At 40.0% G+C, this 16,959-nt stretch carries 11 protein-coding genes; 9 read left to right on the forward strand and 2 right to left on the reverse strand.

All coding sequences use genetic code 11. The features are described from left to right. Positions 1-218: 218 nt before the first annotated feature. From KZZ04_RS05810 to KZZ04_RS05825, 4 genes are all read left to right on the forward strand, one after another. A complete protein-coding gene (locus KZZ04_RS05810; protein WP_219422105.1) occupies positions 219-1,250 on the forward strand; it encodes an AraC family transcriptional regulator in 1,032 nt (343 codons plus the stop codon). 2 nt (positions 1,251-1,252) lie between these two features. Continuing rightward, on the forward strand, positions 1,253-2,248 hold the full coding sequence (locus KZZ04_RS05815; RefSeq protein WP_219422106.1) for a Gfo/Idh/MocA family protein: 996 nt from the start codon (positions 1,253-1,255) through the stop codon (positions 2,246-2,248). Positions 2,249-2,718: 470 nt separating this feature from the next. Then, a complete protein-coding gene (locus KZZ04_RS05820; protein WP_058404589.1) occupies positions 2,719-3,462 on the forward strand; it encodes a FadR/GntR family transcriptional regulator in 744 nt (247 codons plus the stop codon). 206 nt (positions 3,463-3,668) lie between these two features. After that, positions 3,669-4,526 carry a DMT family transporter gene (locus tag KZZ04_RS05825; RefSeq protein ID WP_058404588.1) on the forward strand — a complete coding sequence of 286 codons (858 nt, stop codon included), beginning with the start codon at positions 3,669-3,671 and terminating at the stop codon, positions 4,524-4,526. 37 nt (positions 4,527-4,563) lie between these two features. Here KZZ04_RS05825 and KZZ04_RS05830 read toward each other — a convergent pair whose 3' ends face one another. Both KZZ04_RS05830 and KZZ04_RS05835 read right to left on the reverse strand, forming a co-directional pair. Continuing rightward, complete coding sequence (locus KZZ04_RS05830; protein WP_219422107.1) at positions 4,564-5,766, reverse strand: MFS transporter; 1,203 nt, start codon at positions 5,764-5,766, stop codon at positions 4,564-4,566. Positions 5,767-5,821: 55 nt separating this feature from the next. Next, a complete protein-coding gene (locus tag KZZ04_RS05835; protein ID WP_219422108.1) occupies positions 5,822-6,916 on the reverse strand; it encodes an NADH:flavin oxidoreductase/NADH oxidase in 1,095 nt (364 codons plus the stop codon). 466 nt (positions 6,917-7,382) lie between these two features. On the opposite strand from KZZ04_RS05835, the gene KZZ04_RS05840 reads away from it, so the two are divergent. From KZZ04_RS05840 to KZZ04_RS05860, 5 genes are all read left to right on the forward strand, one after another. Further along, positions 7,383-9,797 carry a TonB-dependent receptor gene (locus KZZ04_RS05840; RefSeq protein WP_219422109.1) on the forward strand — a complete coding sequence of 805 codons (2,415 nt, stop codon included), beginning with the start codon at positions 7,383-7,385 and terminating at the stop codon, positions 9,795-9,797. A 91-nt stretch (positions 9,798-9,888) separates the two neighbouring features. Beyond that, positions 9,889-11,487 (forward strand): sulfotransferase, encoded by a 1,599-nt coding sequence (locus KZZ04_RS05845; protein ID WP_219422110.1) that lies wholly within the window; start codon positions 9,889-9,891, stop codon positions 11,485-11,487. A gap of 289 nt (positions 11,488-11,776) precedes the next feature. After that, positions 11,777-12,748: a phospholipase A gene (locus KZZ04_RS05850; protein WP_081824571.1), complete on the forward strand. Its 972-nt coding sequence runs from the start codon at positions 11,777-11,779 to the stop codon at positions 12,746-12,748. 29 nt (positions 12,749-12,777) lie between these two features. Beyond that, a complete protein-coding gene (locus tag KZZ04_RS05855; RefSeq protein WP_219422111.1) occupies positions 12,778-13,854 on the forward strand; it encodes an efflux RND transporter periplasmic adaptor subunit in 1,077 nt (358 codons plus the stop codon). A gap of 7 nt (positions 13,855-13,861) precedes the next feature. Then, complete coding sequence (locus KZZ04_RS05860) at positions 13,862-16,939, forward strand: efflux RND transporter permease subunit (RefSeq protein ID WP_219422112.1); 3,078 nt, start codon at positions 13,862-13,864, stop codon at positions 16,937-16,939. Positions 16,940-16,959 lie beyond the last annotated feature (20 nt).

The following is a 16,959-nucleotide window of genomic DNA, read 5'->3' on the forward strand; positions in this document are numbered from 1 at the left end:
AATCTAGCGGGCTCGATAACTGCTCCTGCTTTACTCTACTGGCATACACCCATGTAAGAATAAGTAAAAGCCGAGCAATAAAGAGTAAATAGCCCCTAGGGCGAATCCTTCGGCCAGCACCTGCTTAACCTTTAAAGGCCAACGGACTCTAATAATACTGCATAGAAAAACACATCAAAACTTGATATTTTTAGACAACCAAGTTATTGGAGCACTACATGAATAATTTTATTAAGGCCACATCACTACAAGGAATGGACTCACTTGTTACGCACCTAGGCGGTGACATAACACAAATAATGACGCAGTTTGGCCTTAACATTCACTTTAATAAACTAGCGCAGCAATACATGCCCTATAGCACTTACGCCGAACTACTTGAATATTGTGCACATACTCTTAAATGCCCAAGCTTTGGGCTGCAACTGGCCAATAAGCAAAGCTTTGAAATACTTGGCCCTATTGCTATTGCAGCAAAAAGTAGCACTAATTTAGGTGATGCCCTTAACTGGGTTATTAAATATTTGCACCTACACACCCCAGCTTTAAGTTTAACTATTCATCCGTTAGAAGCTGATAAAACACTCTTTTTATCGTTTCAAATAAACTTAAACCCATTACCTAAAACAACTCAAGTGCTCGAACTAACTATCGGCCTTGCCATGGGCGTAATAAAAAAATTAAGTAATAACGCCTGTAAACCACAAGCCGTATTCTTGCCCCAAAAACAGCCCACTAATACCCGCGCATATAACACTTACTTTGGTTGCAAAGTCACACAAAATAGAAATAGTGCCGGTATTGTTATTCTAAAAACCGATTTAGCGTTAACGGTTGCACAACATCAATACGATAAAGTACCTGCCGCACTGCAATTTTTAGCTCAAAGTAAACAGCATAATCAATCCCTTCCCACCCAAGTAAGCGCCTTAATTAGGCCTATGCTGCCAATATACCAATGCACCAACGAGACCATAGCTAAAGCGCTGGGTATGCACCCTAGAACATTGCACAGAGAACTGAGTAAACACAATACAAGCTTTATAAAACTAAAAGACTCAACCCGACGTTCATTAGCTGCGCACTATTTGGCGCAAAACCATTACAGTATTTCAACCATCTCAGAGCTATTAGGCTATCAAGAACAAGCGACTCTTAGCGCCAGTGTAAAACGTTGGTTTGGGTATTCTCCGCGAGCATACAGAGCTAAAAAAATGATAAACTTAAATAAACATTATTCTAAGGAGTGAGTATGAACTTTGTAATTGTAGGTACTAATTTTATAAGCGACACATTACTTGACGCCGCAAATACCCTAGCCGATTTTAATTTATATGGCGTTTGTTCACGCGCGCTTTCAAGCGGTGAAGCTTTTTTAGCAAAACACCCAAAAAGTAGCCAAGCAAAAATATTTACCCATATTGAACAAGTTTGCCAAGACGAACAGGTTGATGCAGTTTACATAGCCGCCCCCAATAGCTTACACAAACAATATGCGGTTATGTGCTTAAACGCTGGTAAACATGTACTTGGTGAAAAGCCATCCGCAGCCAATAGCCAAGAACTAAACAATATAATCGCCGCCGCTAAGCTAAACCAGTGCTTGTACATGGAAGCCATGATGACCACGCACTTGCCTAACTTTACATTATTAAAAAATGCACTTTCTAAAATAGGCACTCCCAGAAAATTTATAGGGCAATATAGCCAGTACTCTTCGCGCTACGATAAATATAAAAATGGCGAACGCCCAAACACCTTTTTACCTGAATTTGCTAACGGTGCCTTGGTCGATTTAGGCATATACCCGCTTTACTTATTAATAGCGCTTTGGGGCGCACCGCAAAATGTAAATGCCAGTGGCGTGTTACTCGATACTGGGGTTGACGGGGCTGGCGATGTGCTGCTTAATTATTCAGACAAGCAAGCTGTTATTAGCTACTCAAAAATTTCGCAAGGTGACAACATAACCGAAATACAGGGTGAACTGGGCAGAATTCGTATTGAAGCCGTATCGCAACTTAAAAAAGTAGAGTTTATTGCTAACAATGGCGAATCAGAAACCTTATCGGAAGAATTTGATGAGCATTTCATGAAATTTGAAGTTGCTCATTTTATGCAGTTAGTAACAAAAAATCAGTGGGAGTCTAATGTAAACACATTCGCACTTTCACTAGATGTTATGAATGTACTTGACGAAGCTCGCAAACAGTTAGGCGTGATTTACCCTAACGATAAAACAGATTAATTTAAACCTCGACTGGGAGAAGTTGTATATGGGCGTTAACCAACGACAGTTAACGCCCATGGGGAAATGCAAATCACTATACCAACTACACACTTGTTACCTACGCACATTTAAGTAACGATCCCCATCCGTGGGCAATCAATTTGATATAATGACCTAAAGTATTTACCAATTCCTAACTGATAATAGATCGACTACTCAATCCTAATCACAAAACAGCTATTACAATCTTAACAGCATAAATCTAAACTAACACAAAAAAACATGACCAATCAAGCTGGCCAATCATGTAATTTTAAACTAAATTGGTATTACACAAATTAAACCAACTAACAATGTAGTTTTATAACCAAATCATGGTGCTAGAATTTTGACAAATTAGTGGGGTTTGGGGTAACCTTGTCGGTTAACAAATGTTATAAATTTTTAGACCTAAATGGTCAATATTCCTTAGGGTATGAAGGTACAATATGGGTAATCGTCGCTTATTTTGGCGCATTGTTGATAAAATAGAGTCTTTAATAAATCAAGGCGAATTTACTGCTGGGAGTCGTTTACCCCCTGAGCGTGAACTTGCAGAAATGTTTGACGTAAGTCGCCCAACAATTCGAGAAGCAATTATTGCATTAGAAGTACGTGGCCGGGTTGAGGTTAAGACCGGTTCAGGTGTGTATGTTGTTGAGCAAAAAAATGCCTCTATAAAATCAAAAGAGATCAGCGCATTTGAACTAACACAAGCCCGTGCACTTATTGAAGGCGAAATTGCAGCACTGGCGGCTCAAAGCATTACAGAAGAAGAACTCGAGCAGCTAAACCAAACGCTAATAGCAATGGAAAAAGGCCTCTACGTAGAACAGGCTGACCGCGAATTTCATGAGATTATCGCCAAAGCAACACGTAATAAAGCACTTGAGTTTGCTGTTTCTAATTTGTGGGATTTACGATTAAAAAACCCGCAAATTGTTGCCGATTACAGCAGCGTTTGTACTAACAATAACGAATGCGTAATGGATGAGCACACCGCGATTTATACTGCACTAAAAGCGCATGACGCCAGTGCCGCTCGTACTGCCATGCATAAACACTTTAACCGCTTAATTAATGCATTATTTGATGCAGTAGAAGCCCGCGCACTTGAAGAAATAAAGCGTAAAAATGACGAAAAACGCGGCCTGTACTCGTTAGACGGCTTAGTTAACAAAAACGCTCATTAAGTTTTAACATACTAGCAAATGCCTGTTTGCTAGTATGTTGCCTTTCATTAAATCCTACTCTAAACAGCCACACCTATTTTTTAATCGCAAACACTTACCAATCGTACTAAAAGCAGATATTATCCCGCCACAAAATACAGCTATAGCATCTCAAACAGGGTAAGTTTACTAATCCCTATTAACAGTGCTTTACATTAGGGACGACAATGCAATCAAGTACCAAAGATTTCATATTAGCAATTGTTTGCTTATTAATTGCCATGATGACCATTCAATCGGGTGCATCGTTTGCAAAGCAACTATTCCCTATTGTTGGCCCCGAAGGGACAACCGCGCTTAGGCTTGGTTTTTCTGCACTTATATTATGTTTAGTATTTAAACCATGGAAGCATATACCCGCCAGAGGGAACCGCTTAGCTATTGTGGTTTATGGTTTAAGCCTAGGTGGAATGAACATTTTATTTTACTACGCAATTGAGCGTATCCCCTTAGGCATTGGTGTCGCACTAGAATTCACAGGCCCCCTCGCCGTTGCCTTGTTTTCTTCACGCCGTAAACGCGATTTATTTTGGGTTGCGTGTGCCATTGCCGGTATTTTACTGTTACTACCCGATATGAGCGGTAAAGACAGCCTAGATCCTGTTGGTGTTATTTTAGCCTTAGCAGCGGGTGCCTGTTGGGCAGGCTATATATTGTTTGGAAAAAAAACCGGAATGCAAAGCTCAGGTGGTGCAACGGTTGCCCTAGGTATGACAGTCGCAGCCATAGTGCTTGTGCCCTACGGAGGCATGATGCAAGCAAGCGCATTCACATGGGAAATTATTCCACTGGGAATTGGTATTGCAGTTTTATCTAGCGCGTTACCCTACACGTTAGAAATGGTTGCACTTCGTAATATGCCTTCACAAGGCTTTAGCATCATGATGAGCCTTGAACCTGCTATTGCATCACTCGCTGCCTTTGTTATTTTGGGCGAGCTACTAACAATATGGCAGTGGTTAGCAATTTTATTAGTTATTATTGCCTCAGCAGGAAGCTCCTTCTCTGGCGAGTCAAAAAAGTAACCTAAGCCGAAAAGCCATCAACTAAGATGGCTTTTTGTTAAACTAAATGTGCTTTTTGTTTTGCCCTTTTAGCAGAAAAAATAAAACCTAATAACGCAATAAGCGGCATAGCAGCTGCAAATAAGGCAATACTTTCCCACCCACCAAATTCATATAATGGGCTAGCAATTAACGAACCAATAGCCCCGCCCAAAAATATACTGGTCATATAAATGGCGTTTAGCCGAGCGCGGCTTTGTGGTTCAAGTGAGTATATTACCCGTTGACCAAGTACCATATTGGCTTGCACTGCAAAATCAATAAATACACCCGTTAACGCCAATATAATAATGCCGTTTGGTAAATCAAATAAGCTAGGTAAAAAGCACGCCACCGCGATAACTTTAGCTAATAACGACATTTCGTAGGTATAGCCTTTGTCAGCTAAGCGCCCAACAATAGGCGCTGCAACGGCCCCCGCGGCACCAACTAAAGCAAACAATGCTATTTGCGTTTGCGAAAAACCATATTCTCGGGCTAGTACAATGGGTACTGTGGTCCAAAACACGCTAAACGACGCAAACATTAACCCTTGATAAAACGCGCGTTGACGAAGCACAGGTTGGCTCAATAACAACGACTTCAGTGACCTCAACAACGTAAAGTAACTTGTTTTATGCGTTGGCAACCTTGTGGGTATAACAAAGTAAATAACCAAAGAGATAAACACCATGCACCCCGCAGCAAAAAAGAACACGGCACGCCAGCCAAAATGATCAGCAATTAGGCTGGCCACAGGTCTTGCTAGCAATATACCTAGCAAAAGCCCCGCCATAATATTGCCCAAAACTTGCCCACGCTTTTCATCTGACGATAAATGTGCCGCTAACGGAATAAGTACCTGCACCGATACCGAGCTTGCCCCCACCAGCAAACACAAAACCAACATGGCGTTTGGTGTTTGAACAACCCCCACTCCAATTAAGCTAAAAAATGTAACAGACAGGGTAACCAACATTAACCGTTTATTTTCAACTAAGTCAGCTAGCGGCACTAAAAAAAATAATCCAATGGCATAGCCAATTTGGGTTAATGACACAATAAAACTAGCACTGTGTGCACTTAATCCAACATCGGGGGCTAACAATTCTATAATAGGCTGCGCATAGTAAATATTGGCAACAATTAACCCACAACACAGCGCAACAACGCTCACAAGAGCTCTGCTTATTTGCACAGGCTCGGCGCTTAATTTAGACATGGCATTCTCAAAATAAATGAAATAAAACCTCAAGCAACTGAGGTTGGCTATTAAGTCACTTTATGGGCGACAGCTTTCCATATGGGCCTGAGCGTAAATATTGTTTAGGCGCACTTACTGTGGCACCAAGTTCAGCGGCAGCATGCCATGGCCAGTGTGGGTTGTATAAAATACCTCTCGCTAATGCGACTGCATCGGCTTGTTGCTCTTTTAAAATATTTTCTGCCTGTTGCGCTTCGGTAATTAAACCCACCGCAATAACCGGCATACTAACCGCTTTTTTTATTGCCGTAGCAAAAGGAATTTGAAAGCCAGGCTCAACAGGAATTTGCTGTAAAGGGCTTAAACCTGCGGTGCTTACATGAATAAAATCGCACCCTGCGTCATCTAGCGCTTGAGCAAGCACTATTGATTGCTCTAAATCCAAACCACCCTCAACCCAGTCAGTCGCTGAGATTCGAATGCCAACTGGTTTATTAACATTAAACTCAGCGCGCACCGCTTTAAATACCTCCAATACAATACGCATTCTGTTAGTAAGGTTTCCGCCATATTCATCGTCACGCTTATTTGTAATTGGCGACAAAAACTGGTGTAGCAAATACCCATGTGCACCATGTAATTCAATTAGATCTAGGCCTAGCTCGTCGGCGCGTTTGGCTGCACTTGCAAAATCAGTAATTAATTGGGCTATATCCGCTTTACTCATTGCAACAGGTTCAAACGAATGCTCATCATAAGCCAATGCAGATGGCGCAATAGTTTGCCACCCATTTTCATCGCTTGGTGAAATAGCGCCTAAGTCTTCCCACGGTTTACCGGTTGACGCTTTGCGTCCGGCATGCGCCAGCTGTATTCCTATGGGCATATCGCTGTATTGCCTAACCGCGTTTAAACTTTTACCTAATGCTTGTTGGGTTTCATTATTCCACAGACCTAAATCACCATAGCTTATTCGCCCCTCAGGGCTTACAGCCGTCGCTTCCATAATAAGTAAACCGGCTCCACTTAAGCTCAGTTGACCCAGATGAATAGTATGCCAGTCAGTTGCCTCACCATTAATAGCTGAATATTGACACATAGGCGCAATAATAATGCGATTAGGGAGGGTAAGTTCACCAATAGTTAACGGTGAAAAAAGTTGGCTCATAACAAGTCCTTGATGGATGCACAGTAAAAAATCAAATTGAATGTACGAACAAGCCCCCCTATTCGCCCATTAAACTCAATAAAAACCTTTGTTTAAAAGTAGATTATGGGGAGTAACAATAATTTTTAAATAACCAAAACACACAAAAATTAAGATTCACAACTTAAAAAACCAAAAATAACAAAAAAATTAACATCATTAAAAACACGCAAATCTAACAAGCATGAATAGCTATTCACACACTCAATACAAGTAAAACAGTTCAAAAAACGTACCTGTAGTAGGTATGCATTATGAGGAAAGAGCTTAAATCATCATTCATTAACTAAAAAACACAACTTTAACCCTTTTTTATTCTAAAAAACTGAATTTTAATTCAATTTATTCATTCCCAGATCTAATTGTGACTGATAATATATTCCATGTACTTTACTTATGTTAATTCTTTGAACTGGGGATCATTTTTATGTTTAAACCAAGCCTGTTGACCTTGGCTATGTCGGGCGCGCTTACTAGCGCTTTTTTACTTCCAAATACAGCACTTGCTCAAGAGCAAGAAACCGCAAAAGACAAATCACTTGAAGTTATTGAAGTAACTGCAACACGACGTAGCGGCTCAGTGCAAAACGCACCGCTTAACATTACAGCGCTTGATGCCGACATAATGAAAGATCAAAACATCAGCGAGCTTGCCGACGTAGCACGTTGGGTACCTGGTTTAACAATTACCGATCAAGGTGGTCGCTCTGGATCACCTATTATTGTACGTGGTTTAAACACAAACTCATCTGGCCCATCGTCAGACGGTGGCACAGTAGCTACTTATATTAATGAAATCCCAGTTGCTATTGATATGCGCCTAGTTGATGTAGAGCGCGTAGAGGTCCTTATTGGGCCACAAGGTACACTTTATGGTGCGGGCACATTAGGAGGTGCCATTCGTTACATGCTTAAAGAGCCTGAACTTGATTTCACATCACTTGAAGTATTTGGCAATGTATCGCAAACACAAGAAAGCGACTCTATTGGCGGCGAAGGTGGATTCATCTTCAACCTACCATTAATTGAAGATAAACTTGCCGTTCGTGCGAGCTTAAACGTTTACGAAGACCCAGGGTTTATTGACTACGGCTACGTAGTACGTGAGCCAGGCGTATCGTTACCCGATCCAGATTGGACCGACAGCGCAGCAATTAACAACAACCTTAAAAATGTAGAAGACGCTAACGGTGAAACCACCACAACAGGGCGTATTTCTGTTCGCTTTAAACCAAGCGAAACACTTGAAGGCACACTTAACTACTTTTACCAAAACCAAGACAGCGAAGGTCGTTCAATTGTTCATTACAACACATTAAGTGCTGATAACGGCCTTAGCAACATCATTGGTAAATACGAATCAGCGTACCGCTACGAAGAACCGCGTGAAAAAGAAAACCAATTACTAAGTTTAGAGCTAAAAGCAGACCTAGGTTTTGCTGAATTAGTATCGGCAACTGGTATTTCAAACTTTGATGCCGACGGCCAACGTGACCAAACCGATTTACTTATTCGTCTTGATTACGGTTATGAAGAATTTCCTGCATTCTCATCGTTCACGCGTGAGCTTGAAGAGCAAGACACGTTCACACAAGAAATACGTTTAGTATCACAAAACGACAGTGACATTAACTGGATTGTAGGTGGCTTTTACAACAAAATTGAAAGCGATGCGTCTAGTCAAGAGTACACACCAGGCTTTGGCGACTTTGCAGTAGAAAATTTTGGCGCAGATCAATCTCGTCCAGACCAACTTGAATACTACTCAGTTGATCGCGTTGAAATAACAGAGTCAGCTTTATTTGGTGAAATTGGTTACCAAGTTACCGACAAACTCGATATTACTGTAGGCGCTCGTTTTTACAAGTACGATGTTGAGTCTGAGTCAGCGGTCGATTTTCCATTATTTAATACCTTATTCGGCGGCGCAGGCCCAGACGACGTAACACTTAACTTTGAACAAAATGAAGCAAGCGACAACGGCAGCCTATTTAAATTTAACGCCAAGTATCAATTTACTAATTCAGTAATGGGTTACGCAACAATAAGTGAAGGCTTCAGAATTGGTGGTTCAAATGGTTTAGCACCTTGTCCTGATCCATTACCAGCTAACCAAGCGGGTTGTGGTAACCCAAGTGAAATGCTTTACGATGCAGATACAACAACTAACTACGAGCTTGGTTTTAAAAGCACATGGTTAAGAAGCCGTTTACACTTTAACGCCGCATTATTTAATATAGATTGGGACGACGCACAAGTTGCCGGTGCAACCGAGGTAGGCCAACTACCGTACTTGTCTAATGCGGGTTCAGCCAATGCGAAAGGTATTGAAATATCGTCGCGTGCAATTTTATCTGACTCATTCTCTGTGTATTCTACATATGCATACACAAAAGCAGAGTTAACATCAGACGCACCATTCTTATTTAATTCAGACGGAACAGATGGTGCAGAAGATGGCGACCGTTTACCAGGCTCGTCTGAGCACCAGTTTTCAATGGGTGTAAACTATCAAACCGATGTGTTTAACGACAAAACGCTTGATATTAACTACGGTATTACCGCACAAAGCGATGTAATTTCTCGTGTTGGTTTACGCGATAACGGTGAAACATTACCAGGTTATAGCTTAAGCAATATTTCAGCTAAACTAACCGCCGATGAGTGGTCAGCGACCGTTTACGTAGACAACGTATTTAATAAATACGCCGTTACGTCTGTTCGCCGTTCAGATGCCGATATTACCTCAGCAAATAGAACTGATATACAACGTAACTATGGTTACTTTATCAACCGTCCATTAACGGTAGGCATTAAATTTAATTATAAGTTTGAAATATAATTAACCGTTAAGTTTAAGTACAATCAAAAGGCTCAAATTTATTTGGGCCTTTTTTCTTTATTAACGCGTAACTAAACAATACAAATAAAAAATGCAGCCAAATTTAAAACAACTCCATCAAAGCGCTATTAAATATTTAAACGAAGGCAAAGTACAACTTGCCCACAAAAGCTTAGTTGAACTGGTTTCGCATAAACCTGACTTTGCCGACGGCTATTTTTTACTGGCAATGGTTAACTTGCAAGTAGGGCAAATTTATAAAGCCATCAAGCTAATCGAAAAAGCCTTAACACTTGGCTCTAGCATTGAATATACTGCTCAACTGGCAAAATGTTATGCGCTTACCGGTGACTTAAAAAAAGCAAAAAATGTAGCGCTGTCGGTGCCTATTACACAAATAAAAAAAGCACTCGACGCCGATACTCTAGGCGTTGCACTTACGCAAGCAGGCCTACACGAACACGCTTTACATTATTTTGAATGTGCACTCACATTAGCCAATGCCAAACAACAACCTCACCCCCAGTTTTATTACAACTTTGCAGTAAGCGCCAAGTTTTTGGGCCTATTTGACAAAGCACACACCGCGTTTGAACATGCCATTGCACTTAACCCGCTTCATCATCAAAGCCACTTTGCACTCAGTGATTTAACTAAAGTAACAAAGCAAAAAAATAATATTACACGGTTAAAGCAAGTGTTTGAGCAGGTTTCACACCCTGATGCTAAATTACACATAGGCCATGCACTGGCAAAAGAATACCAAGATATTGGCGCATTTTCTGACGCCTTTACCGCGTTACAACAAGGTAAAGCAGCAAAGCATGCACTTACCCCGTTTGATAACGCATCGTCAAATGCGTTGTTTGAACATATAAAACAACTCAGTGCTAAACACAAAAACCAACAAGTAAACGGCAATCCCACCGCTGAGCCTATTTTTGTATTAGGTATGCCCCGCTCTGGTACCACATTAGTTGAGAGAATATTATCGAGCCACAGTGACGTGCAGTCAGCCGGTGAATTACAAGACTTCGGCCTAAGCGTAAAAAGATTAAGCAACACACCCACACCAAACGTGCTCGACATACAAACACTCACTAAAGCGTATGAACTTGATTTTAATCAGCTTGGCTCAACATATTTAAACGCCACCCGCGTTACTACCGGTAGCCATAAACATTTTATAGATAAACTCCCGTTTAACTTTTTTTATATCGACTTAATCACTAAAGCACTGCCAAACGCTAAAATTATTTGCATGCTGCGCGACCCAATGGACACCTGTATTGGTAACTACCGCCAACTATTTACTATTAACAACCCTTACTACGCGTATTCACTCGATTTACTCGACACCGCTAAATTTTATAGCCGCTTTTACTCACTTATGCAGCACTTCAGCACCGTGCACAGCAATATTAAAATTGTAAAATACGAAGAACTAGTCGCACAGCCCGAACAGCAAATAAAAGAGTTAGTCAGCTTTTGTGATTTAGAGTGGCAAGAGCAGTGTATAGACTTTCACCTAAACACCGCACCGGTGTCTACTGCCAGTAAAATGCAGGTACGCCAACCACTTAACAACAAAGCAATTGGCCGTTGGAAGGCATTTAAGCCCCATACTGATGAGGCTCAAAAATACCTTTTAGAGCAAGGGATCCCTTTTTTAAAGGAACCTTCGCCATAATTTTTACTTCAATATACTCAGTATCAGGTTTACTTCTCTGATAAAATTAAAAAGTGAACACGGCACGCAAATTAAATCTATCCAAAAAATGGTTTTAGTTGATTTAGGTCACAGCTTTTCATAACTGTTAATGTATTATTTAGCGACTCCTACCTAAAAACTAATTCAATTGTATTTATTAAAAATTGAATCATGCACTTTTAGTATATAATTTCAATAATTTGCAATAAAGCTGTGTTACAAAAGAGTAAACAACATGTATAATTACAAGAAAGCCTTGGTAAACATAATGTCTAAATATAAGCTGCCATTTGCCCTTTGTGTATTAATACCTTTTTCAACCTTGTCGCAAACCGCTGATTTATCAGCCTGTATAGCTGAAAAAAGTATAAATGCCGATGATAATGTAACTATTGGCGAACTAAAAAAACAGTGCTCCGATATACTTACAAACTCTATCGAAAAAAGGAGGGTATTAGAAAACCAAGCATCTCCTAATCCGTTTTCTATTTTACCTCACAAACCCAACTACGTTTTGCCTGTTAGCTATTCCAATGTAAGCTCAGTGCCTTATCAAGAACGTTTAGAAGGCGAATCACTTGATGATGTCGAAACCAAGTTTCAGGTTTCATTAAAATATTTAGCTATGGAAAATGCGTATTTTGACGACTTAGACATTTATGCAGCGTTTACAGCGGTTAGCTGGTGGCAATCATATAATAGCGATATTTCAGCGCCATTCAGAGAAACTAACTACGAACCAGAATTAATATTCAACTATAGTCGTCCGTGGCAATTTTTAGGTGTTGATATTAGCAACACCTCCTTATCGTTTAATCACCAGTCTAATGGCCAAGCAGGTACTTTATCTCGCAGTTGGAATAGAGTAATTGGAGCTGTCACTATTGTTGATGATGACCTAGTTTGGAATCTTAAAGCTTGGTGGCGACTCCCTGAAGATGACAAAGAATCATCTTTTTTAAGTGATGGCGACGATAACCCAAATATAGAAAACTATTACGGATATGGTGAATTAGGTGTGTTGTGGCAAGTTAACAATGACCATAACTTAGATTTGATGTTTCGCAATAATCTAAAAAGTAACAACCGAAGTACCTTTCAACTTGGTTGGTCTTTCCCTCTCACTTACCGCTTAAGAGGCTATGTAGAATACTTTAATGGCTATGGCGATGGGCTTATTTATTATAACCAACACTCATCTCGTTTAAGCATTGGTGTAAAGCTTACAGATTGGCTTTAAAGTTAAAAATTAAAAGTTAGGAATTATTTATGATCTTCAATTATTTAAAGCTCACTGTATTCATATTAAGCGTTTATTTTTTAAATGGCTGTAGTGACAACAACCAAAACGAATCAACACTTGCTGCAAGTAAGCCCGCTAAACTACTTACAATAAAAGAAAGCAACCTAGAACAGTTTCTTCGCTATCCAGCAACCGTTAAACCCCAAAAATCCTCAGACTTAAGCTTTGAAGTATCAGGCATTGTTAAAGAAGTGCTTGTTACTGAATCACAACGTGTAAACGCAGGTGATGTAATTGCAATTTTAGACTCAAGAGACATTAAAGAAAGTTATAATGCAGCGCTATCGCAATTTAACATCGCAGATAAAGAATATCAGCGTATGTTAAAATTAATGGGCACAAATGCGATTGCTAAAAATGAATTAGACAAACGTCGTTCTGATAAAGAAGTTGCAGAGACAAAACTTAAAACCGCAAAAAAAGCGCTTGAAGATACAACCCTAAAAGCCCCATTTTCATGTTTAATTGCTGAGCTTAACCTTAAAGAGAAACAAGTTGTTCAAGCCGGTAGTACCGCCGTTAGTATCATTTCCGATGGGTTAATGGAAGCAACAATTAATCTACCGGCAAGTGTTATTGCAACAGCAAAACCGCAAAGTGCAAGTAATACCGCCGCGTTTGTTACTTTTGTATTTGACCCTTCAAATAAATTACCCGCAGTTTTTCAAGAGGCTAACCTAAACGCTGATGCGACTTCACAAACCTACCAAGTAAAATTTGCATTTAAATCACCTGAAAATTTAAACATACTGCCAGGAATGAACGCAACTGTTTGGTTTAAAGACCCAACAAGTACACTCAACGATAAAGGTCTAGTCCAAGTTCCTCTCAGTGCTATTGGCATCGATAACGAAAAAACCTACGTTTGGAAAGTCACACCCGATACTGGCACCGTGTCTAAACAATTTGTGACACTTGAAAAGTCAGCAACAAAAAATGCGATTATTAAAGAAGGCTTAGTTTCGGGCGATGTAATAGTAACAGCAGGTATAGCGAGCTTATATGAAGGTATACAAGTTCATGCATGGTCTGAAAAGCAATAGGTGACATATGAACTTAGCTGAATTTTCCATTAAAAATCAATTACTGTGTGTAATTGCAATAATTTTAGTATTCGTTGGCGGTATCAATGCTTACACCACAATGCCAAGATTTGAAGACCCAGAGTTCACCATAAGAAATGCGCTTATTTACACTCAATATCCTGGAGCAAGCCCTAATGAAGTAGCAAGAGAAGTAACTGATCCTCTTGAAATCGCCTTACAACAACTCCAAGAAGTTAAGTCTATTAGCTCTACTTCATCCGCAGGTGTCTCGGAGATTAATGTTGAAATAAAGTATGAATTTTCAAAGTCTAAGGAAGACTTACAAGTCATATGGACCAAGTTACGAAATAAAATTAGTGATGCAAAAAGCACTTTGCCTCCAGATGCACTAACACCTATTGTTAATGACGATTTTGGCGATTTATATGGCCTCTCTTATTTGATTACAGGTAATGATTATAGCTACGCTGAATTACAAAATTACGCAAAGCAATTACAAAAAGATATTTTACAAGTTAATGGCGTCGCTAAAGTACAATTAGCAGGCAGCCAACAAAAAGCTATTTTTGTAGAGGTTTCGCAAGAGAACGCTGCAAGTCTGGGTGTTTCAATTAACAAAATTTATGACATACTCAAACAACAAAATAGTATTACTTTTTCAGGTAGTGTTGACGTTGGGGATTTACGTTTAAGCTTTAGTCCATCAGGTAGCTTAAATTCAATTGATTCAATAAAAAATTTACTTGTTACCGACTCAACAGAAGGCCGTGTAATTTATCTAAAAGACATTGCTAATGTATACAGAGGTTACGAACAACCAGCGCAAAAGCTAATCCGTTTTAATGGTCAAAAAGCCATAGCCATGGGGGTATCTAATACCTCTGGTGGTAATGTTGTTGAAATAGGCAAAGCTGTTGATGAAAAAATAAAAGAAGCTGATAGCCGTCGCCCATTCGGTATTGAAGTAAGCGAATACTATAACCAAGGTAAAGTAGTTGAAGCATCAGTTACTAATTTTTTAGTCAATGTAATATCGGCATTGGTAATTGTAGTGTGCTCTTTATTGTTCACTATGGGGGTACGCTCAGCGGCTGTTATCTCATTTATTTTGCTTGTTACTGTTGGCGCAACGCTGACGACTATGCAACTTATGGGCATTCCACTTCACCGCATATCATTGGGTGCTCTTATAATATCACTCGGAATGATGGTTGATAACGCAGTAGTAATAACAGAAGCTATTTTAGTAGGTGTTAAACAGGGACGACGTAAGCTAGATATAGCAAAAGAAATTGTCATGCAGACAAAATGGCCTCTTTTAGCCGGAACACTAGTCGGCGTAATTGCTTTTGCTCCAATTGGCTTTGCACCAGGACAAACAGCTGAGTATACCGGCTCACTTTTCTGGGTTGTTATGATCTCATTACTTTTCAGCTGGGTATTAGCATTAACCATTACCCCATTGACCTGTTACTGGCTTTTCCCGCAAAGTGACGCAAAAAATTCAGACGATTCAAAAACAGAAAAAGAAAGTGCTTTTTTCTTAAAATATAAAGCGCTTATGCGCTGGTGTTTAAGGTCGCGTGCATTAGTTATTTCAAGCGTAATGGTTTTGTTTGCTATCTCAATTTGGGGTGCGCAATTTATGACGCAAGGTTTTTTCCCTCGCTCTACGTCACCTCAAATGGTGGTTGACTTTTGGCTACCTGAAGGAACAAACATCAAAAAAACTGAGCGCGAAATGATCAAACTAGAATCATTCGTTCAATCTTTAGATAACGTTAACAGTGTGCAAACTCTGATTGGCGGCGGTGCAATTCGTTACATGCTGACCTATTCACCACAGTCAGCTAACACAGCCTACGGCCAACTTCTTGTAAAAGTCGACGACTATAAAAAAATTGATGCCATGACTCCTGTTATTCAACAATACGTTAAGGAGAATTTCCCAGAAGCAGAATCAAAGGCTTGGCGTTTTATTTTAGGGCCTGGTGGCGGCTCAGCAATTGAAGCCGAGTTTAGCGGCCCCGACCCTGTTGTCCTTCGCTCCTTGGCTGAACAAGCTAAAAAAATAATGTCCTCTGATCGTAAGTCTGTATCTGTTAAAGACGACTGGCGACAAAAAGTAGCCGTTATTGAGCCTATTTATTCAGAAGATAAAGCAAGGCTTTCGGGCGTATCTCGTAAAGATTTATCCCAAGCAATCGCTCACTTTTACAACGGCGAAAAAATTGGTACTTTCAGAGAAGGTAACGATTTAATACCTATAATATCTCAAACACCAACAACTCGTTCAGCCACGCTAGACAACTTAAAAAGTATACAGGTTATAAGCTCGGTAACGGGTAAATCTGTTCCTATTTTACAAGTAACTGATGGGTTTGAGACCAAATGGCGCGACAGTAAAATAAAAGCGGAAGACCGTATATTTATGATCAAGGCGCAGTCTGATCCTATAGCTGGCGAACTTTCGAGTGAATTACTTGCCAGAATAAAACCACAAATCGAAAATATTGCATTGCCCTCTGGATATAATTTAACCTGGGGTGGTGAGTTTGGCGATTCGAGCGAATCAAATGGTGATTTAATGTCAACAATACCCCTTGGCTTTTTAGCTATGGTGCTTGTTGTAATTGTATCATTTGGCAAAATTAAGCAGCCGTTAGTCATATGGTCTGTTGTACCATTGGCTTTAATTGGTGTTGTGTTTGGTTTAGTTGTGACCGGCGTACCACTAGAGTTTATGGGTATTTTAGGGTTGCTTTCGCTTTCAGGATTGTTAATCCAAAACGGTATAATTTTAGTCGACAGAATGGACACTGAAATAAAAGAAGGCAAACCTCGCTTTGATGCAATTGTTGACTCGGCGTCTAGCCGTGTAAGACCAGTATTATTAGGATCTTTCACTACTGCGCTAGGTGTTATCCCGCTATTTTTTGATGCATTTTTTCAGTCAATGGCTGTGGTTATAGTATTTGGTCTCAGTTTTGCCACACTACTCACATTACTTGTTGTACCGGTGCTTTATGCAACATTTTTGCAAGTTTCATCAAACGAAACAGCAAATAGTTCGCAACTATAAATCTCAGGGCTCTTTGAGCC

The sequence above is a fragment of the Pseudoalteromonas sp. CR1 genome (assembly GCF_019392235.1).
Taxonomy (GTDB): Bacteria; Pseudomonadota; Gammaproteobacteria; order Enterobacterales; family Alteromonadaceae; genus Pseudoalteromonas.

What these genes read in the sequence shown, in the direction of transcription:
- KZZ04_RS05850 (WP_081824571.1), top strand. Translation starts at nt 11,777, where the DNA reads ATGTCTAAATATAAGCTGCCATTTGCCCTTTGTGTATTAATACCTTTT.
- KZZ04_RS05825 (WP_058404588.1), top strand. Translation starts at nt 3,669, where the DNA reads ATGCAATCAAGTACCAAAGATTTCATATTAGCAATTGTTTGCTTATTA.
- KZZ04_RS05855 (WP_219422111.1), top strand. Translation starts at nt 12,778, where the DNA reads ATGATCTTCAATTATTTAAAGCTCACTGTATTCATATTAAGCGTTTAT.
- KZZ04_RS05830 (WP_219422107.1), bottom strand. Translation starts at nt 5,766, where the DNA reads ATGTCTAAATTAAGCGCCGAGCCTGTGCAAATAAGCAGAGCTCTTGTG.
- KZZ04_RS05860 (WP_219422112.1), top strand. Translation starts at nt 13,862, where the DNA reads ATGAACTTAGCTGAATTTTCCATTAAAAATCAATTACTGTGTGTAATT.
- KZZ04_RS05835 (WP_219422108.1), bottom strand. Translation starts at nt 6,916, where the DNA reads ATGAGCCAACTTTTTTCACCGTTAACTATTGGTGAACTTACCCTCCCT.
- KZZ04_RS05840 (WP_219422109.1), top strand. Translation starts at nt 7,383, where the DNA reads ATGTTTAAACCAAGCCTGTTGACCTTGGCTATGTCGGGCGCGCTTACT.
- KZZ04_RS05810 (WP_219422105.1), top strand. Translation starts at nt 219, where the DNA reads ATGAATAATTTTATTAAGGCCACATCACTACAAGGAATGGACTCACTT.
- KZZ04_RS05820 (WP_058404589.1), top strand. Translation starts at nt 2,719, where the DNA reads ATGGGTAATCGTCGCTTATTTTGGCGCATTGTTGATAAAATAGAGTCT.
- KZZ04_RS05815 (WP_219422106.1), top strand. Translation starts at nt 1,253, where the DNA reads ATGAACTTTGTAATTGTAGGTACTAATTTTATAAGCGACACATTACTT.
- KZZ04_RS05845 (WP_219422110.1), top strand. Translation starts at nt 9,889, where the DNA reads ATGCAGCCAAATTTAAAACAACTCCATCAAAGCGCTATTAAATATTTA.